General features: G+C 38.2%; 22 protein-coding genes. All 22 read left to right on the top strand.

Annotated elements, in window-relative coordinates:
- Positions 1–21 precede the first annotated feature (21 nt).
- The 22 genes from AC1TPB_RS16945 (at position 22) to tsf (ending at position 19301) form a co-directional block, all read left to right on the top strand.
- Positions 22–387, top strand: coding sequence for a response regulator (locus AC1TPB_RS16945; RefSeq protein ID WP_482077581.1), 366 nt, complete (start codon positions 22–24; stop codon positions 385–387).
- Between the two features lie 13 nt (positions 388–400).
- Positions 401–1021, top strand: coding sequence for a flagellar biosynthetic protein FliO (locus tag AC1TPB_RS16940; RefSeq protein WP_482077580.1), 621 nt, complete (start codon positions 401–403; stop codon positions 1019–1021).
- A gap of 14 nt (positions 1022–1035) precedes the next feature.
- Positions 1036–1791 carry a flagellar type III secretion system pore protein FliP gene (gene fliP / locus AC1TPB_RS16935; RefSeq protein ID WP_482077579.1) on the top strand — a complete coding sequence of 252 codons (756 nt, stop codon included), beginning with the start codon at positions 1036–1038 and terminating at the stop codon, positions 1789–1791.
- A gap of 21 nt (positions 1792–1812) precedes the next feature.
- Positions 1813–2082, top strand: a complete 270-nt coding sequence (gene fliQ, locus AC1TPB_RS16930) for a flagellar biosynthesis protein FliQ (RefSeq protein WP_482061018.1) — start codon at positions 1813–1815, stop codon at positions 2080–2082.
- Positions 2083–2094: 12 nt separating this feature from the next.
- Positions 2095–2886 carry a flagellar biosynthetic protein FliR gene (fliR, locus tag AC1TPB_RS16925; protein WP_482077578.1) on the top strand — a complete coding sequence of 264 codons (792 nt, stop codon included), beginning with the start codon at positions 2095–2097 and terminating at the stop codon, positions 2884–2886.
- A gap of 15 nt (positions 2887–2901) precedes the next feature.
- Positions 2902–4002, top strand: a complete 1101-nt coding sequence (gene flhB / locus AC1TPB_RS16920; protein WP_482077577.1) for a flagellar biosynthesis protein FlhB — start codon at positions 2902–2904, stop codon at positions 4000–4002.
- 18 nt (positions 4003–4020) lie between these two features.
- Positions 4021–6051 (top strand): flagellar biosynthesis protein FlhA, encoded by a 2031-nt coding sequence (gene flhA, locus AC1TPB_RS16915; RefSeq protein ID WP_482077576.1) that lies wholly within the window; start codon positions 4021–4023, stop codon positions 6049–6051.
- Positions 6048–7475, top strand: a complete 1428-nt coding sequence (gene flhF / locus AC1TPB_RS16910) for a flagellar biosynthesis GTPase FlhF (protein WP_482077575.1) — start codon at positions 6048–6050, stop codon at positions 7473–7475. Before flhA ends, flhF begins: the two co-directional genes overlap by 4 nt.
- Complete coding sequence (locus tag AC1TPB_RS16905; protein ID WP_482061013.1) at positions 7468–8334, top strand: MinD/ParA family protein; 867 nt, start codon at positions 7468–7470, stop codon at positions 8332–8334. Before flhF ends, AC1TPB_RS16905 begins: the two co-directional genes overlap by 8 nt.
- Before the next feature lie 23 nt (positions 8335–8357).
- Positions 8358–9635 (top strand): protein-glutamate methylesterase/protein-glutamine glutaminase, encoded by a 1278-nt coding sequence (locus tag AC1TPB_RS16900; protein ID WP_482077574.1) that lies wholly within the window; start codon positions 8358–8360, stop codon positions 9633–9635.
- A gap of 40 nt (positions 9636–9675) precedes the next feature.
- Positions 9676–11742 carry a chemotaxis protein CheW gene (locus AC1TPB_RS16895; RefSeq protein ID WP_482077573.1) on the top strand — a complete coding sequence of 689 codons (2067 nt, stop codon included), beginning with the start codon at positions 9676–9678 and terminating at the stop codon, positions 11740–11742.
- 139 nt (positions 11743–11881) lie between these two features.
- Positions 11882–12343 carry a chemotaxis protein CheW gene (locus AC1TPB_RS16890; protein ID WP_482077572.1) on the top strand — a complete coding sequence of 154 codons (462 nt, stop codon included), beginning with the start codon at positions 11882–11884 and terminating at the stop codon, positions 12341–12343.
- Between the two features lie 3 nt (positions 12344–12346).
- Positions 12347–12967 (top strand): chemotaxis protein CheC, encoded by a 621-nt coding sequence (locus AC1TPB_RS16885; protein WP_482061009.1) that lies wholly within the window; start codon positions 12347–12349, stop codon positions 12965–12967.
- On the top strand, positions 12964–13458 hold the full coding sequence (locus tag AC1TPB_RS16880; protein WP_482061008.1) for a chemotaxis protein CheD: 495 nt from the start codon (positions 12964–12966) through the stop codon (positions 13456–13458). The genes AC1TPB_RS16885 and AC1TPB_RS16880 overlap by 4 nt, the downstream gene beginning before the upstream one ends.
- Position 13459: 1 nt before the next feature.
- Positions 13460–13915 carry a hypothetical protein gene (locus tag AC1TPB_RS16875; RefSeq protein WP_482077571.1) on the top strand — a complete coding sequence of 152 codons (456 nt, stop codon included), beginning with the start codon at positions 13460–13462 and terminating at the stop codon, positions 13913–13915.
- Positions 13916–13919: 4 nt separating this feature from the next.
- The gene (locus tag AC1TPB_RS16870; protein WP_482077570.1) at positions 13920–14705 is read left to right on the top strand and encodes a FliA/WhiG family RNA polymerase sigma factor; all 786 of its coding nucleotides are present in this window, start codon (positions 13920–13922) and stop codon (positions 14703–14705) included.
- 14 nt (positions 14706–14719) lie between these two features.
- On the top strand, positions 14720–16123 hold the full coding sequence (locus tag AC1TPB_RS16865; RefSeq protein WP_482077569.1) for a DUF342 domain-containing protein: 1404 nt from the start codon (positions 14720–14722) through the stop codon (positions 16121–16123).
- A gap of 29 nt (positions 16124–16152) precedes the next feature.
- Complete coding sequence (locus tag AC1TPB_RS16860) at positions 16153–16473, top strand: hypothetical protein (protein WP_482061004.1); 321 nt, start codon at positions 16153–16155, stop codon at positions 16471–16473.
- Between the two features lie 27 nt (positions 16474–16500).
- Positions 16501–17091, top strand: coding sequence for a DUF6115 domain-containing protein (locus AC1TPB_RS16855; RefSeq protein ID WP_482077568.1), 591 nt, complete (start codon positions 16501–16503; stop codon positions 17089–17091).
- Positions 17084–17656, top strand: coding sequence for a hypothetical protein (locus AC1TPB_RS16850; protein WP_482077567.1), 573 nt, complete (start codon positions 17084–17086; stop codon positions 17654–17656). The genes AC1TPB_RS16855 and AC1TPB_RS16850 overlap by 8 nt, the downstream gene beginning before the upstream one ends.
- A gap of 180 nt (positions 17657–17836) precedes the next feature.
- Complete coding sequence (rpsB, locus tag AC1TPB_RS16845) at positions 17837–18535, top strand: 30S ribosomal protein S2 (RefSeq protein WP_482077566.1); 699 nt, start codon at positions 17837–17839, stop codon at positions 18533–18535.
- A 115-nt stretch (positions 18536–18650) separates the two neighbouring features.
- Positions 18651–19301 carry a translation elongation factor Ts gene (gene tsf / locus AC1TPB_RS16840; RefSeq protein WP_482061000.1) on the top strand — a complete coding sequence of 217 codons (651 nt, stop codon included), beginning with the start codon at positions 18651–18653 and terminating at the stop codon, positions 19299–19301.
- Positions 19302–19303: the final 2 nt, after the last annotated feature.

The raw sequence follows: 19303 nt of genomic DNA, 5'->3' as shown, positions 1-19303 counted from the left end.
TGATCTCTAGGAGGAAGAAACATGGCAAACCGTATTCTAATTGTTGATGATGCTGCATTTATGAGAATGATGATCCGAGATATTTTAAGCAAAAATGGTTATGAAGTAGTAGGGGAAGCACCAGATGGTGCCCAAGCTATTGAGAAATTTAAAGAAGTAAAACCTGATTTAGTAACAATGGATATTACAATGCCTGAGATGGATGGTATATCTGCATTGAAGGAAATTCGTAAAATTGATCCAAACGCTAAAGTAATTATGTGCTCCGCTATGGGGCAACAAGCAATGGTTATTGATGCCATTCAAGCAGGTGCAAAAGACTTTATCGTAAAACCATTCCAAGCGGATCGTGTTATTGAAGCAATTAAAAAGACGCTTGGTCAATGAGAGAAGGCTTAACATGTTGAAGTTAGGTTGGAAAATAACGGCATTAACAACTTTACTTACAATGTCTCTTCCTTATATCGCTGTTGCTACTGATGGTAACAGCGAGTCAGGGGTTGGCTCAAGTAATGAAGTTGAAAAAATGGATACTGGAATTATGGGCGAGGTTATCTGGGTATTCGTCGCTCTTGCTATTGTAATTACACTATTAATTTTCACAATTAAATTTCTTTCAAAGCGTAATCGTGCATGGGGGACTGGGCGCGGTCTTCGTTCATTAGGTGGTATCAGTCTTGGTCAGAATTCCTCTATGCAAATTATTGAGATAGCTAATCGAATCTATGTTGTTGGTGTTGGTGAGCAAGTAACACTACTCGACAAAATGGATGATCCGGACACAGTAGAGCAGATCATTGCAGCGCTCGAACTGAAAGAACAACCGATGATTACTTTTGCTACGATGAAGGATTGGCTATCATCTAATTCTAATAAACGTTCGAAAAAGGGCTTCCAAGAAACAGAAACTAACATGTGGAATGAGTCTAGTTCTTTTGAAGACTTGCTGCAAAGTAAGCTCGATAAACAAGCGGAACGTAAGCAGGAGTTAGAGTCACTTTTGAAAGATAATAATAAATGAATGGTTGATGGACAATGAAAAAAAAGTGGATGCTTATCGTACCGCTGTTACTGTTTCTATTCATAACGCTGGTACCGTATGCTCACGCTGAAGCACTTCCTGATATCTCCATTAACGTTGGTGGGTCTGATGGTGAAAGTTCAGGTACAGGCACAATAACGATACTACTATTAATTACGGTTTTGAGTATTGCACCAGCAATATTAGTTCTTATGACGAGTTTTACTAGAATTGTCATTGTACTAGGTTTCGTAAAAACCTCAATGGGTACAAATACTGTCCCACCGTCGCAAGTTTTAGTTGGTTTAGCACTGTTTCTAACCTTCTTTATTATGGCTCCAACATTTAATCAGATCAATGAAGTAGCGTTGCAACCTTATCTTCAAGGTGAAATAACACAAGAAGAAGCGCTTGAAGAAGCAGGTAAACCTATGAAAGAATTTATGTTCAAGCATACTCGCGAGAAGGATTTGTTGTTGTTTTTGAATTATACTCAAACCGAGAAACCAGCTACATATGAAGATATTCCTATTACAACATTAATTCCAGCCTATGCGATAAGTGAACTGAAAACGGCATTTCAGATGGGATTCATGATTTTTATTCCGTTCCTCGTCATTGATATGATTGTAGCAAGTACGTTGATGGCAATGGGGATGATGATGCTACCACCGATTATGATTTCTTTACCATTTAAAATTTTATTATTCATATTAGTTGATGGGTGGTATTTGATCGTTCGATCATTACTACTAAGCTTTAGCCCATAAAGCTTGTGAGGAGGGAAGACATTGAGTGCAGACTTCATAATTGGTCTTGCAGGAGAAGCCGTATTCACTGTCTTGAAAGCCGCCGCACCCATGCTAGTGCTAGCATTAGTCACAGGATTAATAGTGAGTGTCTTTCAGGCAACAACCCAAATTCAAGAACAGACGTTAGCCTTTGTACCGAAAATTGTTGCGGTACTATTGGCTGTTATTGTCTTTGGACCATGGATACTGAATACGGTTGTTGACTTCACGTATACGATATTTAGCAATCTACATCAATATATCGGTTAGGCTGTGAATTCGATGACAGAAGTATTTATGAATGCAGTTCCTATTTTTTTGCTTATATTTTGTCGAGTAACAGCGTTTTTCGTCGTAGCACCTATTTTTTCTCATAGAAATGTGCCACCGACATTTAAGATTGGATTAGCCTTTTTTATCTCAGTGTTTGTCTTTTCAATGCATGCTGATAATCAAGCGATGGTGCTAGACTTACAATATATAATGCTCATTATTCGCGAAGTATTAATCGGTTTAATGTTGGGCTTTATCGTCTATTTATTTTTTGCTTTGATGCACACAGCAGGTGGTATTATCGACATGCAAATAGGTTTTGCCATGGCGAATATTATTGATCCTGTATCGGGTACATCTGTTCCTTTGCTAGGTAATTTCAAATATTTATTGATGCTAGTCGTATTTCTAATGATGAATGGACACCATTACTTACTAACGGGACTAATGGATAGCTATCAATGGATGCCGATCGAAAATAACTGGTTTGCTAAAATGGCAGATGGTAGTATAGCTGAATTTATGACCAATGCAGTGGTACTGAGTATTATCATTGGAATTCAAATTGCTATACCGATTATGGTCGCGATGTTCTTGACGGATGTTGGGCTTGGCTTTTTAGCAAAGACAGCACCTCAATTCAATGTGTTTGTTATTGGTTTTCCAGTTAAAATTATGCTGGGGTTGCTGTTAGTTATGTTAATGCTACCTGGTATGAGTCTTATTTTCGAAAAAGTATTCTCGATTATGTTTAATAATTTAGAACAATTCTTCGGAATAGTTAGCGGTCCGCCTGCATAGATTGGAGGCAATTTCGTGCGAAAATATGCATTACAGCTTGACTTACAATTATTCAATCAAGAGAAAACAGAGAAAGCTACTCCCAAGAAAGTTTTTGATGAACGTAAGAAAGGTCAAGTTGCCAAATCACAGGAATTACCGGCGGCACTAATTCTTACTTTAGTATTTGCATCGTTTATGATGATCGGTGGCTATTACAAAACACATTTCATAGGTTTATTCACTAATCTATTTGAAAATTGGTTAATGCTAGAGTTAACAGCTGGTAATTTGGGAGATTTCTTTGTATCCATTATGTTAGAAATATTAATTCTATTAGCACCAGTATTCGCCATAGTGCTGATCGTTGGCGTTGTCGGTAATGTCGTGCAATTCGGTTTTCTGTTAACAGGAGAGCCTTTACAGCCGAAATTTAGCAAATTGAATCCGATTGAAGGATTCAAACGGATTTTTTCAATGCGAAGTCTTGTTGAGTTTGCGAAAAGTTTATTGAAAGTAACAATTATTGGGATCATGGTTTACAGTATAGTTATAGGGGAATGGACAACAATTCAAGGTTTGGCATTGCAGCCGCTTGATATGGTCTTTTCATATGCTGCTTCACTAGTACTTCGTCTAGGTATTACAATCGGTTCAATACTTATCGTGCTAGCATTACTAGATTTGATGTATCAAAAGTACGAACATGCAAAAAGTTTGAAAATGTCCAAGCAAGATATTAAAGAGGAACACAAAAAATCAGAAGGTGACCCTTTAATTAAAAGTAAAATTCGAGAGAAGCAATTAAGAATGGCAATTTCTCGTATGATGCAAGAAATTCCCAATGCTGACGTTGTTATTACCAACCCGACACACTTTGCCGTTGTACTCAAATATGATTCTTCCAATATGGATGCACCAAAGGTTATCGCTAAAGGAATGGATCATCTCGCTCTCAAAATTCGTGAGATTGCAAACGAGCATGGTGTTATTACAATGGAAAATAAGCCGCTAGCTAGAGCACTGTACAGTCAAGCTGAAATAGGAGACTCTGTACCAGCTGACTTATTCCAAGCTGTAGCTGAAGTATTGGCATATGTATATAAGCTTAAAGGCAACAAACCAAATAAGAAGTAACTAGGGGGTGGGACCATCATGAAGCTGAAAGAGCTCATTATTACTTGCGGAATCATCGGAATTATTCTCATGATGATCGTGCCAATCCCTACATTGCTTATTGACTTACTTTTAATTGTGAATATTACGATAGCACTTACGATCCTATTAGTTGCGATGAATACGAAATCTGCGCTTGATTTTGCTATTTTCCCAGCAATACTTTTGGTAACGACAATATTTAGGCTATCACTAAGTATTTCTACTACAAGAAGTATTCTATCCAAGGCTGAGGGCGGAGAAGTAATTGAAACATTTGGTCAATGGGTTGGTGGCGGAGACGTAATTATCGGCTTTGTCGTCTTCTTAATATTAGTAGTGGTTCAATTCATTGTTATTACAAAAGGTTCCGAGCGTGTGGCAGAGGTAGCGGCGAGATTTACGCTAGATGCAATGCCAGGTAAGCAGATGAGTATTGATGCTGACTTGAACTCAGGAATCATTAATGAATTTGAAGCCAAAGAACGTCGTTCTACCATCGAACGAGAATCTAATTTCTTCGGAGCGATGGATGGTGCAAGTAAGTTCATTAAAGGTGATGCCATTGCCACAATCGTGATGATGATTATCAATCTAATTGGTGGTTTCATTATTGGTATGGTGAACTGGGATCTATCTTTTGGAGAATCACTTAATAAGTTTACGATCTTAACGATTGGTGACGGTCTAGTTGCCCAAATTCCAGCGCTACTTATTTCAACTGCTGCAGGTTTAATTGTAACTCGTTCTGCTTCTGAGGGTAATCTAGCAGAAGATATTACTGCTCAATTATTCAAATATCCGAAATTACTATATGTAGCTGCTGGTACAATTGCACTTTTGGGATTAACTCCAATTGGAATTATGCGTACATGGCCGTTTGCAATTGCAATTGGGATTGGTGCGTACTTAATTCAAAATTCACAAACGAAGAAAGCTGCTCAAGATGAATTACTTGTAGAAGAGCAACAGATAGAAGAGGTACGGAGTCCAGAAAGTGTCATTAGTTTATTACAGGTCGATCCGATTGAGTTTGAATTTGGTTATGGTTTAATACCGCTAGCTGATACACAGCAAGGTGGAGATTTACTAGATCGAATTATTATGATTCGCCGGCAATGCGCTTTAGAATTAGGTCTAGTCGTTCCAGTTATTCGAATACGAGATAATATTCAACTTAAGCCCAATGAATATGTCATTAAAATTAAAGGTAATACGGTCGCAGGCGGAGAGTTATTATTGAATCACTATTTGGCAATGAGTCCAGGCTTTGAAGATGATACGATTCATGGTATTGAAACAACCGAGCCGGCATTTGGTTTACCTGCAATCTGGATTGATGAGATGACCAAAGAACGTGCTGAACTATCCGGCTACACGGTTGTCGATCCCCCATCTGTTGTTGCTACACATTTAACCGAAATTGTGAAGCGACACGCACATGAATTACTTGGTCGTCAAGAAACAAAAGCACTTGTTGAAAATGTTAAGACGAGTTATCCGGCACTTGTGGATGAACTTATTCCTAGTATTATGTCAATAGGTGATGTTCAAAAAGTATTAACGAAATTACTGCAAGAGAAGGTATCGATTCGCGACCTCGTTACGATATTTGAAACATTGGCTGATTATGGTCAATATTCTAAAGATCCAGATATATTAACGGAATATGTTCGACAATCATTATCTCGTCAAATTACATTGCAATATTCAGCAGCTGGTCAATCGTTACGTGTTATTACTTTAGGCGCACAGCTGGAGAAGAAAATTATCGATTCTGTTCAACAAAATGATCAAGGAAGCTATGTATCACTCGACCCAGTGTCTTCACAACAAATTTATCAGCGATTAACAGAGCAAGTGAATCGTTTGCTACAATCGGGACAGCAACCGATCATTCTTACTTCACCTACGATTCGGATGTATTTGCGCCAAATTGTTGCTCGTACATTGCAGGATATTCCTATTTTGTCATATAGTGAATTAGAACCGAATGTAGAAGTTCAAAGCGTTGGGGTGGTTAATCTATGAGAGTCAAACGATATGTAGTCGATACATTGCCTGATGCCGTTGCTCTCATCCGTGACGAGATGGGAACGGACGCAGTCATTTTAGAAACGAAAGAGATTAAAATAGGTGGATTTCTTGGTATGTTTCGTAAGCGTAAAATAGAAGTGATGGCAGCAGTTGAGCCGGAGGCTCAAAAAAAGTCGAAAAAGGTATCTAGCGATCAGGTTGATTATGTTGTTGAACAAATATTAAAGGCAAGTCAACGTGGCAAAGGATCAGCTAAAGTGGAGGAAGATGGGCTACGTTCGTCGTCTCCACTAGATATTCAAGCAAATATTAATAAATTATTAGATACACCTAATGCTGCATCATTCGCTTCGAAATTATACGGAGGATCATCTTCAGTAGATTCTAATACCGAGCGAGAAACTGCAAAAGAACCGATTCGTGCGAATTCATCACAGGGGAGAGATACTGTGATAACTGATGCGGTGAGCACATCTAATGGGGCTCATCATTCAGTCGAAGCACCAGTGCAATCGCGATCGAATGAATTTTCGAAATCTGAGCTATTTATTGTAAATGAATTAAAAAGCTTGCGCCAGGAGATGCAACGATTTTCAACTTATTCTAGTGATCTTCGCTTGGAATCTCCAGCTATCGAAGCGATGAAGCAAAGATTAGGTGAACAAGAAATATTTAAGCAATGGATCGAAGTCATCAGTGATGAGCTGAATGAACTAGAACTTCAAAATAATGAGAGATTATCTACTGATGCCGTTTGGGATTTTTCAAAACAAAAATTTCTTGAATGGCTATCTCCATATCAATTGGCAGAAATCAATCAAAGCTCGAGAATTGTCCAATTTGTAGGTCCTACAGGTGTTGGAAAGACAACGACAATCGCAAAGCTTTCGGCCAATTATTCCATTAAAGATGGGAAGAAGCTCGGTTTAATTACAGCGGATACTTATCGTATTGCAGCGGTAGAGCAGCTCCGAACGTATGCTAATATTTTGAATATACCTTTAGAAGTTGTATTTTCTCCTTTAGATTTGCAGCGTGCTTACGGTCAGTTAGAGCAGGTTGAACTTATTTTCATGGATACTGCTGGACGCAACTTTAAGAGTGATATTCATGTATCAGAAGTGAATAGTTTACTTCAAAATGGTGAAACAAGTGAGGCTATTCTAGTTCTTAGTCTAACGAGTAGAACGCAAGATATGAATGTCGTTGCAGAGAAATTCAGTAAATATGGTGTTAGAAAAGTCGTCTTCACGAAGCTTGATGAAGCTAATGTATACGGCTCGATCTTTAATATGATTATGATGTATGGCTTGCAGCCCCTCTTTGTAACAAGTGGTCAAAATGTACCAGATGATATTGAAGTATTTTCTGTAGAAGGTTATATAGAACTATTGCTAGGAGATCCACATCATGAATGACCAAGCAGAAGCGCTACGACAATTAGTAAAGCAACATTCAGACACGCAAAAACAGAAGGAGACGAGATTTCTTTCTGTAACTAGTGGAAAAGGTGGAGTTGGTAAATCTAATTTCAGTTTGAATTTTAGTCTAGCGCTGCAAAGGCTAGGGATGAAAGTACTAGTACTGGATGCTGATATCGGGATGGCAAATATCGATGTGCTTATGGGAACCTCTTCTCAGTATAATCTATATCATCTAATCAAAAACGAAAAAACAATTTGGGATATTATTAGTGTAGGACCTGAAGGATTGCATTATATAGCAGGCGGTTCCGGGTTATTAGATCTAATACGCTTAACAGAGCTAGAGATTGAACGTTTTGGGCGCGAAATATTAAAGCTTCAAGGTCAGTACGATTACATTATTTTTGATACTGGAGCAGGACTTTCGAAAGAAACAGCACAATTTATTACATCGTCTGATGAAACGATTGTCGTTACCACTCCTGAACCGACTTCGATCACCGATGGATATGCTTTAATTAAAATGGTTAACTCTTTAGATTCAGATGTTAAATTCAGACTTGTTGTTAATCGCTCGATGGATCGACAAGAAGGTGAAATGACAGCTAATAATATTAGTAGTGTTACTAAACGATTTCTTAATATTGAGTTACCAGTACTAGGTTATATTTCCGATGATGTGCATGTATCGAAATCGGTGAAGAAGCAAGTTCCATTATTAATGCTATTTCCAGATTCGGAAGCAGCAAAAGGAATTATGCTGATTGCTAAAGATTTTTTGAACATACCACATACAGGCACTTCTTCTGGTGTGAAAGGATTTTTACATAAATTATTTAGACGTACTAGATAATCCTTGAGAATGGAGGAACAGTAATGGACCCTTATCGTGTATTAGTCGTTGATGATTCAGCCTTTATGCGTAAAATAATAACCGATCTTATTGAAAAAGACCCGCAATTTACGGTTATCGGGACTGCTGTTAATGGTATTGAGGCAGTTGCTAGTGCAAATAGACTCAATCCCGATGTTATCACATTAGATCTAGAAATGCCGCTTATGAATGGTATTGATGCGCTTCAGCATATTTTGAAAAAGCATAAGATTCCAATTATCATGTTATCTGGAATAAGTGAAGCGAATACCCGTGACACAATTAAAGCTTTGCAGTTTGGTGCCTTTGACTTTATTCGGAAGCCAACAGGCGTAGGTGCCCAGTCACAGGATATTATTGCCGTTGGAGAAATGATCGTAGAAAAGCTGAAAATAGCTGTTCTTACTCGCCGAAAATTGGATATTTTCAAACCGGTAACGGAGTCTTTGAAGGAAAGTAATAAATTATTACAAAATCGTCTAGAAACAACGTCAAATCTATTGAAAAATGATAACATTAGTCGTATACAAAAGAGTAGCTCACTAGTAACTAGTCAATCGAATATAGTAGACAAGAAAACGAAGCCAATCGTTACGAATCCTTTGACTGATATGTCTCTTAAGCCGACGATAAAGCCCAAACGTATCGTTGAACCTGTTGCGGTTAGTGAAGTAGTTTCACGTGTACGTAAAAACGATCAGGTGGTTACGCAGATTGTTGCAATTGGGACATCCACTGGAGGTCCGAGGGCATTACACGAAGTGTTGACTGCTTTACCTGGCAACTTAAAAGCTCCCGTTGTCATCGTTCAGCATATGCCGCCACGATTTACGAATTCATTGGCACAAAGACTTGATAGTTTTAGTGAACTAACCGTCATGGAAGCGATTCATGGTGTTAGGCTGGAAAATGGTAAAGCCTATGTTGCTCCAGGCGGATACCATATGGAAGTTGTTATGGTTAATCATCATTATGAAATTAATTTAACGAGTGCTCCTGCAAGAAATGGTCATCGCCCTTCTGTTGATACTTTATTTGATTCATTGCTACCATTTGATGAATTGGAGAGACATATTGTTATTATGACAGGTATGGGGAGTGATGGAGCTCAAGGGATGAAGCAACTCTTTGAGCATGGAGTGACCTCGACAATTGCTGAGGCAGAGGAAAGCTGTATCGTGTACGGCATGCCAAGATCAGCAGTGGAGCTAGGAGCTGCGAATAAGGTGCTTCCATTGACACAGATTGCACCTGAAATTGTTAATGCTGTAATGAGGTAAGCTCCAAAGAGCAGTGCAAACTAATAGGAGGTGTCATATAATGGATATGAATGCTTATTTATCAATGTTTATTGACGAATCGAATGATCACCTGCAAGCGTTAAATGATAACTTAATGAAACTAGAAAGCGACCCTGAGGATATATCAATTGTACAAGATATTTTCCGCTCTGCGCATACACTTAAGGGAATGTCTGCAACAATGGGTTACGAAGATCTTGCATCGTTAACTCATGAGATGGAAAATGTCCTTGATCTGGTTCGTAACGTTAAACTGAAAATGGATAGTTTTATTTTTGATACTTTATTCAAAGGTTTAGATGCACTTGAAACGATGGTGCAGGATATCGTACAAGGTGGAACGGGTAAGGCAGATGTGTCTGCGATTGTAGCCGATCTTGTGAAAATCGTCAAAGGTGATCATAAAATAGATGGTGCAGCAGATATTTCTGCAACCGCTCAAACTTCTTCAGTAACAACGAATAATAGTAATGCAATGCTAGATCAGTTTCAGTCATCAGTATTGAAGCAATCGATTGAAAGTGGTCATCAAGTATTTTATGTGAAGATTACTTTAACGGAGAGTTGTGTGCTGAAAGCAGCTCGTTCATACATGGTATTCGATGTACTAGAAAGTTCCGGAGAAATCGTAAAGTCGGAGCCCACTGTGGAAGCACTGGAACAAGAAAAATTCGATAGATCCTTTGTAGTGTTTATAATTTCACAAGTAAGCTCAGAGGAAATTGTAGCTAAAATTAATAAAATTTCGGAAATAGAGAGTGTAGAAGTATCTATAATTGATGAAGAATCACTAACATCGCTTTCATATTCTGATACACCTACTAATAAAAATCTAGCATCTGAATCTACTGGAGCAACTACTAGTCCAGCAGAATCGCAAGTAGCGCACTTAGAAGAGAAGAAAAATGCGAAGCCAAGTTCACAAGCGGCTGTAGCAAATCGTACCATTCGTGTTGATATTGATCGATTGGATTCATTGATGAATTTATTCAGTGAAATGTTAATTGACCGTGTACGTTTGGAACAATTAGCTAGTGAGATTAAACGTAGTGATTTGTCGGAAACCGTCGAGCATATGGCTCGTGTTAGTTCTGATTTGCAAAATATTGTGTTGAAACTAAGAATGGTTCCCATTGACACCGTATTCAACCGTTTCCCACGTATGATCCGTGATATTGCCAAATCACTTGATAAAAAGATTGATCTCATTATTACTGGTGCGGAAACGGAACTTGACCGTACGGTTATTGATGAAATTGGGGATCCACTCGTACATTTATTACGTAATTCAGCAGACCATGGTATCGAAACAGTAAGTGAACGTATCGCAGCTGGTAAGTCAGAAATGGGTACTGTACATTTACGTGCATTCCATAGTGGAAACCATGTGTTTATTGAAGTTGAAGAAGATGGTAAAGGCATTAATAAACAAAAAATATTAGAAAAAGCAATTAGCAAAGGTGTTGTGAAGCCAGAGGATGCTAGCAAACTATCAGATGATGAAATTCATATGTTAATTTTTGCAGCTGGTTTCAGTACTGCTGATTCGATTTCAGATATTTCTGGTCGTGGTGTGGGCTTAGATGTTGTGCGCACGAAGATTACTTCATTAGGTGGTAATGTCTCTGTTACATCCGTCCAAGGAAAAGGGACGAAGTTCTCGGTTCAGTTACCATTAACACTTTCGATTATTTCTGCGATGCTTATTAAGCTAGGGGACGAGAAATATGCAGTTCCACTAAGCTCAATCGTGGAGACAGCAATCATTCCCAAATCTAGCGTCTTAACTGTTCACGGTAATCCAATGATTAAATTCAGGAATGCTGTTATTCCACTTATTTCTCTATCAAATTTGTTTGATTCTACTAGTTTCGATGAGCAACTTGAGAATGAACATGAAATTATCGTCATTCATAAAGGCGAGAAATGGGCAGCTATTATTATCGATGAATTTATCGGGCAAAGTGAAATCGTATTGAAGTCACTCGGCAAATATATGAAAAACATTTCAGGTATTTCCGGCGCAACTATTCTTGGTGATGGTCAAGTTGCACTGATTATCGATCCAAACGCTTTAATTAAATAAGATTAAGCTTCCGATGCTACTTTTCAATTTAATGGGAGTGTATCGAGAATTATGAAAAGTTTTAGATTAAGCTTCCGATGTTACTTTTCATTACTGGGAAGTATATCGAGACTTATGAAAAGTTTTAGGAGGGGTAAATATGGCTGAGGAATTGAAAGTAATCGTATTTGGTCTAGGTAACGAGGAGTATGGGATTGAGGTAGACAAAGTAAAAACGATTGAAAGAATGTCACCGATCACAAGGGTTCCCAAAACTCCTTCATTTATTAAAGGCGTAATTAATTTACGTGGAATTGTTGTTCCAGTCCTTAACTTAAGTGGTCGTTTCAATCTTCCAGAAACTGATATAACAGAGCATACTCGTATTATTGTAGTGGCAGTTAATGAAATGGAAGTTGGCTTTATTGTAGATGCCGCGAATGATGTTATTGATATCGATACAGATACTATTGATTCGCCACCAGAAATTGTTGGGGGCATTCAAGCAAAATATTTAGACGGTATTGCAAAAATAGGAGAAGATAGACTACTTATTATGTTGAATCTATCTGAAGTTTTGAATCGTTCAGAGCTTGTTCAACTTGAACAGTTAGAGGTGTAGAGAGTGACAAATTTTAACCGGTTTGAAGCATTTGAACTAGATGTATTGAAGGAGGTAGGCAATATAGGAGCAGGTAATGCGGCTACAGCCTTGTCTACGTTATTGAACAAGCCGGTCGATATGTCTGTTCCAAGTGTAAGACTCATGCCTTTTGAAGAAATTGCTGATCGTGTAGGCGGATCTGAACAAGTTGTCGTTGCTGTGTTTTTGCGTGTTGAAGGCGATGTTCCTAGTAATATGTTTTTTATTATTCAAGAGGAATATGCGCAGCATTTAATGGAACAACTTATACCATTACAGCATGTTAACGATGGTGTGTATTCCGAAATGGAGTTATCTGTATTATGTGAAATTGGTAATATTCTTGTGGGATCGTATTTATCATCATTGGCAGATTTCACAAAACTACAAATGATGCCATCAGTTCCAATTGTCGCTCATGATATGGCGGGTGCTATTCTAAGCTATGGGATTATGCATTATGGTCAGATGGGCGACTCAGCATTACTCATTGAAACTAAATTTATTGAAGATTGTAAAACGATGGAAGGTCAATTTTTTCTAATTCCAGATCCAGATTCGTTCCAGAAAATCTTTCAATCTCTAGGGGTAGGTAGTTCATGATAAGCGATAAACTAATCAAAGTCGGTATGGCAGATTTGAATATCGCTAGTCATGGCGAAGTGTTAAAGACTACTGGACTTGGTTCATGTGTAGGGTTAACACTTTATGATCCGAGAAAGCATCTTGCTGGTATGGCACATGTCATGCTGCCTTCCTCAAGCATTGCCAGAGAAAATCCCATGAATATTGCAAAATACGCGGATACTGCAATTCCTAGATTGATTGAGCTACTATTGAAAAATGGTGCAAGTATGAATGCACTTCGAGCGAAAATGGCTGGAGGCTCTCAAATGTTTACTTTACCTGGACAGAATGATACGTTAAGAATTGGTCCTCGTAATGTAGAATCTTGTTTACTATTATTAGAGGAATATAAAATCCCATTGCTGGCACAAGATACTGGTGGTAATTTTGGACGTACAATCGAAATTAACAGTGATAACGGTATTCTTTCCGTCCGTAGTGTACAGTTTGGAACAAAGGAGCTTTAAAATGTTTGGTACTTGGCGTTGGAATCTCAGTTTTGGGATATTTGGTTTTTTCTTGATAATGCTGTTCTCTCTAACTAATAATCCACTTATCACATCTCTTATTAGAGGTACCTATGCTTTTATTACTTTTTTTCTACTAGCTTTTCCTGTGCGTTTTGTATGTGGTGTAATCATCAATCCGAGTCAGGAAGTGGAGGCTGTTACGGAAGCGGAAGCAGCTCAATCACTTAAAGGAACAAATGTTAATTTCGTTACACCTGATGAAGATGAGGACTTAAACGAAGTTTTGAGAGCACAAATCACACAAACAAAATCGTCTACTCCAAAGGATGAAGTAAAAGTTTCACAAGATCTGAGTGAACAATTTCAACCATTGAAACCCACTCAGCTTGTAAATACTGATAGTATGGAATCTGAGGAATTGACAAAAGTAATACGTCATCTAACAGGAGAGTGAGTCGATGAACGAGCAAAAAGTGCCTCATTTGACTAACATTGAATTGTGGCGGGCATGGCGAGAACAAGGTGAGATAGACGCCAAAAAAGATTTGATTGAAAATTATTTACCGTTAGTTGAATATGTTACGAATAGAATGGCAATTGGTTTACCGAAAAATGTTATTAAAGACGATTTGGCAAGTCATGGTATAATGGGCTTAATTGATGCGATTGAGAAGTTTGATTATTTAAGAGGTTTGCAATTTGAAACCTATGCCTCATGGCGTATTCGAGGTTCAATTATTGATGGATTACGTCAAGCTGATTGGGTCCCTCGTTCAGTTAGAGAAAAGGCCAAAAAGATTGAAGAAGCGTATCAAGTATTAGAACAACGTCATATGCGTTCGATTACTGATATGGAAGTATGTGAGTATCTAGATATTAGTGAAAAAGAGTTTTCCAGTATGGTTCAGGATATTTCTGTAACTACGATATTTTCACTAGAGGAACCACTTCGCGAAGAAGAGTCAGAGACTCGAATGTCTCTTTTAATAGATCCAGCCGCTAAAAGACCGGAATCAACAGTTGATGATGTCTTTTTAGAACAAAGCTTGGTGAAGGGTATTGATCGACTAACGGAGAAAGAACGAACGGTTATTTCGTTGTTTTACTTCGAGGATTTGTCGTTAAGTGAAATTGCTGAAGTAATGTCTTTGTCGCCTTCACGGATCTCTCAGCTCCATTCAAAAGCTATACAAAGATTACGTGGAGTGCTAGAGCATTACAAAGATCAATTATTTCAATCGTAGAGAGGTGAATAGATATGGACAAACAAATTTTTGATTCCAACATTAATATCGAAATTTCTGCTGATAAGCTAACCGCTTTGTTTAATTTTCATTATATTTCCGATCAAGTATCCTATGAAGTGGCAGACCTAGACGAATATATTAGATCAAAAGGTATTGTCCATGGAATACTGTACGACAATTTACGATTAATAGCTAAAGATCCCCTTGTTTATATGAAACAAAAGATAGAGATCGCAAAGGGAACTCCTCCTGGTAAAGGCATAGATGGTAAGGTCGATTTTGTAAGTAAAATAAGTAACAAAGTGTCAATCGGTGAAATGAATGAATCAGAAACGATTGATTTCAAACAAATTTCGAAACTTGATAATGTTAATAGAGGTCAACTTATTGCACAATTAATTGCTCCAACCTACGGAAAGGCAGGTATTAGTGTAACCGATGATCCAATAACTGCTACACTTGGAAAGTCTGCACGATTTAAAGTAGGCAAAAATGTAGTGAAGAACGGTGAAGGAAATGCATTATATGCTGCAATTGATGGATTGATCTCGATTACCGACCAAGAAAGAATTAATGTGTTTCCAGTGTTTGAAGTAAATGGTGACGTTGATTATCGCGTTGGAAATATTGATTTTGTCGGAACAGTTGTAATACGTGGTAATGTACTTACAGGCTTCAAGATTAAAGCAGTAGGTGATATTCGCGTTATTGGTGGAGTAGAGGGTGCAGACTTGGAGTCAGAGGGCTCTATTGAAGTTACTAGCGGAATAATGGCTTCAGGTAAAGGACAGGTTAAAGCCAAAAATAATATTAAGTGTTCCTTTATTCAAGATGCTACTCTTATTGCAGGTAATAATATTATTGTATCTCAAAGCATTATGCATTCTATCGTACGAGCTGGACATTCCGTAGAATGCAGTAGCTCCAAAGGACTCATCGTCGGCGGAACGATTCAAGCAGGAGAAGGCGTATCGGCAAGAACAATAGGTAATTCTATGTCTACAAACACAGTTATTGAAGTAGGTGTTAATCCGACTTTGCGTGAAGAACAAGTTCAACTGCGTCATGGAATGAAAGAGCATACAGAAAACTTGGATCGGACCGAGAAAGCACTTGTTATTCTAGATCAAATGGCAGCAGCAGGAAAATTAACGCCTGATCGCTTAGCTATGAGACAAAAGCTAATTAATACGAAGCAACAGACGGTTACTTCAATTACTGAGTTCAAGGATCGCTTGTTTGAAATAGAGAAGCAGCTAGAAAATAGTGAAAATGCTAGTGTAAGTGTTAAAAACACGGTATATGGTGGTGTCAAGATCGTTATTGGACGATATACTAGGTATATCAAAGATAGCACATCGAATATCATATTCAAGTATGAAGACGGCGAAATTGTTATGGTACCAATTTATTAATTAGAACGATATGAATTGGGGGGCAAGATATGGGCATTAATCCATTAAATCTCCAGCTATCTGTTCCGCGAACTCCTGAGATGAGTTCTCTTCAACAGCAGGCAATGCAAAGACCAGTAACTGAACAGACAATATTAGCTTCAAATGCATTGAAGCATACTGACGAATTAAGATCTGTAGCCCAATCGGTTGAGGAAACGGATAAAGCACTTATTCGTGATCAGGAAAATGGTAATCAACAAGAACAAAAATCTAAGAAGCGCACACAAACCGATAACGCTCTTGACCAGGAGCTTAATGATGACAGCAAGCATCCATATAAAGGGCATAGATTTGATATTCGACTATAATTCAGATTAATCAAGGCGGGATACTCTATGCAATCTTGGCAATATATCGCTTTATTAGGGGCAGTTATTGCGGTTACAGCAGCGATATTACCAAAGAACAAGAAGAATCAAGCGACTACTAGTTCAAATCATGCCCAATTCGAACAACTAGAAATGTCATTCGAACAGTTTATGGAAAATATGGAGAAAGAGCATGATGGATTGGTCAAAATGCTCACAAACTCATTGCAAACAATGCGCGAAGAAGATCGCTTGAAGACAGATCAAATGATGCGACTGGAGAAGAAGTGCTCAGAATTAGAAGAGCGACTATCTTCCCTTTCGCATGCCAATGCAGCTTTTGATGCAAAAGTATCAATATTGGCTGGAAATTCTGCTTTTTCAGGTGAAAGTTCGACACCTGTTATGCAACAATCTTCATTTGACGTACAGATTGAACAATTGAAGCAAAGTATTGTGCCGGAAAACAGTATACATAGCAGATATACAGAATTGTTTGAATTGTATGAAAATGGAAAATCGGTAGAAGCTATTGCCAAAAAACTTGGGAAAAACAAAGGAGAAGTACAATTAATATTACAGCTCGCGAAGCAAGAGGAGAATGCTCGTCATGCATAAGCGTTCTTTATTAATCGGCGTAGGAATTGGAATAATTATTGGCGCATTGCTACTCCAGCTTTATAATCTAGGTTCAGATAGTCAAAAGCAGCTTAATCAGATAAGCGATGAAATCAATAATACGACAGGCGGAGACCTGATTGAACCCACCCCTTCGAATAAGATTGAACTAGAGATGGATGATGAAACTGATCTAGAGGCCCAGACACCTAGTACAACTGCTGCAGCCGTTGTTGAGGGGCAAACAGGACTGGACGATACCATTGAGTCATCAGAGCCGCCTATCGTAGCTGATGAGCCTGCTAAGCGGTATGTATTGCGTATTCATCCAGGTGCATCGGTGAACAAAACAGCGAAATTGCTTGTAAGCAATAGTATTATTGAAAGTGCAACTTCTTTTGCAGCACATTTGAAAGAGCACGATAAGAGGATCAGAGCTGGTTTCTTTTTAGTAGAGGAAGGGAGTACTGATGAGCAAATTCGTAAGCTGCTATCGGGCATTCCATTAACTGAAAAAGAGAGTAAAAACTTAATTAATGTCGAAAAATTAACGTTAATCGAATAAAATCAACGATTGCTGTACAATTTAGGTTGATTCTGTAACCACGATATGGTATATTAATTTTCGGTGTTAAAAACACACGCTTATCAATCTTATTATTGGTGCTTTTGCTATGCAAAAGTGATAATGAGAAATGCGATTAGCGGCGGACACAATAAAAAAACCAAACAGGAGGTGTTGAATATGGCGGTTATTTCCATGAAACAACTACTAGAAGCTGGTGTGCACTTTGGTCACCAAACTCGTCGTTGGAACCCTAAGATGGATCGTTATATCTTCACAGAAAGAAACGGGATTTACATTATCGACTTACAAAAAACAGTGAAAAAAGTTGATGAAGCTTATAACTTTGTCAAATCAATCGCTGCTGATGGCGGTACTGTTCTTTTCGTAGGTACTAAGAAACAAGCTCAAGATTCTGTAAAAGAAGAAGCTGAGCGTTGTGGTAACTTCTTTATCAACCAACGTTGGTTGGGTGGTACACTTACTAACTTCCAAACTATTCAAAAACGTATTGATCGTTTGAAACAGCTTGAGAAGTGGGAGCAAGATGGTACTTATGAAGTTCTTCCTAAGAAAGAAGTTATTCTTCTTAAGAAAGAGCAAGATCGTCTAGAGAAATTCTTAGGCGGTATCAAAAACATGAAAAAACTTCCAAGCGCATTGTTTGTAATCGATCCTCGTAAAGAGCGTATTGCTGTTGCAGAAGCTCGCAAATTGGGTATCCCAATTGTAGGTATCGTTGATACAAACTGTGATCCAGACGAAATTGACTACGTTATTCCTGGTAATGACGATGCAATTCGCGCTGTTAAATTGCTTACTGCTAAAATGGCTGATGCTATCGTTGAAGCTAACCAAGGTGAGCAAACAACTGCTTAATTGCAGGTTTTGGGTATAACCATATAAACAACAAAGGGTGGTCAGATGGTGAAAACCTCTCACCATCCTTTTTTTTGAACTAAAATATGATAAACAACTTTAGGAGGTTTTTTAGATGGCAGTAGATGCGAAGGCAGTTAAAGAATTACGTGAAAGAACAGGGGCAGGAATGCTTGATTGCAAGAAAGCCCTAGAAGCAACAGACAATAATATCGATAAAGCGATTGATTTCCTACGTGAGAAAGGGCTTTCGGCTGCAGCAAACAAAGCAGGTCGTCTTGCTTCTGACGGTCTAGTTGAATCTTATATCCACAGTAATGGTCGTATCGGTGTTCTAGTTGAAGTTAACTGTGAAACTGACTTCGTTGCAAAAACAGATCAGTTCAAAGAATTCGTAAGAGATATTGCATTGCACATTGCTGCTTCTAACCCGAAATTCGTAAGCCGTGAAGAAGTTTCTGCGGAAGAAATTGAGAAAGAAAAAGAAATTCTTACTGCTCAAGCTCTTAACGAAGGTAAACCTGCTAAAATCGTAGAGAAAATGGTTGAAGGTCGTATTTCTAAATACTATGAAGAATTCTGTTTGCTTGAACAGTCATTCATCAAAGATCCAGACAAAACGATCGCGGCGCTTGTTAATGAAAAAATTAACACAATCGGTGAAAATATCTCAATCCGTCGTTTCGTTCGTTTCGAACTAGGTGAAGGTTTAGAGAAAAAAGTTGAAAACTTCGCTGAAGAAGTAATGGCTCAAATCAATAATTAATC

The organism is Paenibacillus sp. Y951, assembly GCF_056786395.1.
Note: the sequence above shows the minus strand (reverse complement) of the source record. Positions and strands in the feature narration are given on the sequence as shown.

What these genes read in the sequence shown, in the direction of transcription:
- AC1TPB_RS16880 (WP_482061008.1), top strand. Translation starts at nt 12,964, where the DNA reads ATGATAAGCGATAAACTAATCAAAGTCGGTATGGCAGATTTGAATATC.
- AC1TPB_RS16945 (WP_482077581.1), top strand. Translation starts at nt 22, where the DNA reads ATGGCAAACCGTATTCTAATTGTTGATGATGCTGCATTTATGAGAATG.
- AC1TPB_RS16895 (WP_482077573.1), top strand. Translation starts at nt 9,676, where the DNA reads ATGGATATGAATGCTTATTTATCAATGTTTATTGACGAATCGAATGAT.
- rpsB (WP_482077566.1), top strand. Translation starts at nt 17,837, where the DNA reads ATGGCGGTTATTTCCATGAAACAACTACTAGAAGCTGGTGTGCACTTT.
- tsf (WP_482061000.1), top strand. Translation starts at nt 18,651, where the DNA reads ATGGCAGTAGATGCGAAGGCAGTTAAAGAATTACGTGAAAGAACAGGG.
- fliR (WP_482077578.1), top strand. Translation starts at nt 2,095, where the DNA reads ATGACAGAAGTATTTATGAATGCAGTTCCTATTTTTTTGCTTATATTT.
- fliP (WP_482077579.1), top strand. Translation starts at nt 1,036, where the DNA reads ATGAAAAAAAAGTGGATGCTTATCGTACCGCTGTTACTGTTTCTATTC.
- flhF (WP_482077575.1), top strand. Translation starts at nt 6,048, where the DNA reads ATGAGAGTCAAACGATATGTAGTCGATACATTGCCTGATGCCGTTGCT.
- AC1TPB_RS16900 (WP_482077574.1), top strand. Translation starts at nt 8,358, where the DNA reads ATGGACCCTTATCGTGTATTAGTCGTTGATGATTCAGCCTTTATGCGT.
- AC1TPB_RS16890 (WP_482077572.1), top strand. Translation starts at nt 11,882, where the DNA reads ATGGCTGAGGAATTGAAAGTAATCGTATTTGGTCTAGGTAACGAGGAG.
- AC1TPB_RS16905 (WP_482061013.1), top strand. Translation starts at nt 7,468, where the DNA reads ATGAATGACCAAGCAGAAGCGCTACGACAATTAGTAAAGCAACATTCA.
- AC1TPB_RS16865 (WP_482077569.1), top strand. Translation starts at nt 14,720, where the DNA reads ATGGACAAACAAATTTTTGATTCCAACATTAATATCGAAATTTCTGCT.
- AC1TPB_RS16855 (WP_482077568.1), top strand. Translation starts at nt 16,501, where the DNA reads ATGCAATCTTGGCAATATATCGCTTTATTAGGGGCAGTTATTGCGGTT.
- AC1TPB_RS16850 (WP_482077567.1), top strand. Translation starts at nt 17,084, where the DNA reads ATGCATAAGCGTTCTTTATTAATCGGCGTAGGAATTGGAATAATTATT.
- AC1TPB_RS16940 (WP_482077580.1), top strand. Translation starts at nt 401, where the DNA reads ATGTTGAAGTTAGGTTGGAAAATAACGGCATTAACAACTTTACTTACA.
- AC1TPB_RS16870 (WP_482077570.1), top strand. Translation starts at nt 13,920, where the DNA reads ATGAACGAGCAAAAAGTGCCTCATTTGACTAACATTGAATTGTGGCGG.
- AC1TPB_RS16860 (WP_482061004.1), top strand. Translation starts at nt 16,153, where the DNA reads ATGGGCATTAATCCATTAAATCTCCAGCTATCTGTTCCGCGAACTCCT.
- AC1TPB_RS16875 (WP_482077571.1), top strand. Translation starts at nt 13,460, where the DNA reads ATGTTTGGTACTTGGCGTTGGAATCTCAGTTTTGGGATATTTGGTTTT.
- flhA (WP_482077576.1), top strand. Translation starts at nt 4,021, where the DNA reads ATGAAGCTGAAAGAGCTCATTATTACTTGCGGAATCATCGGAATTATT.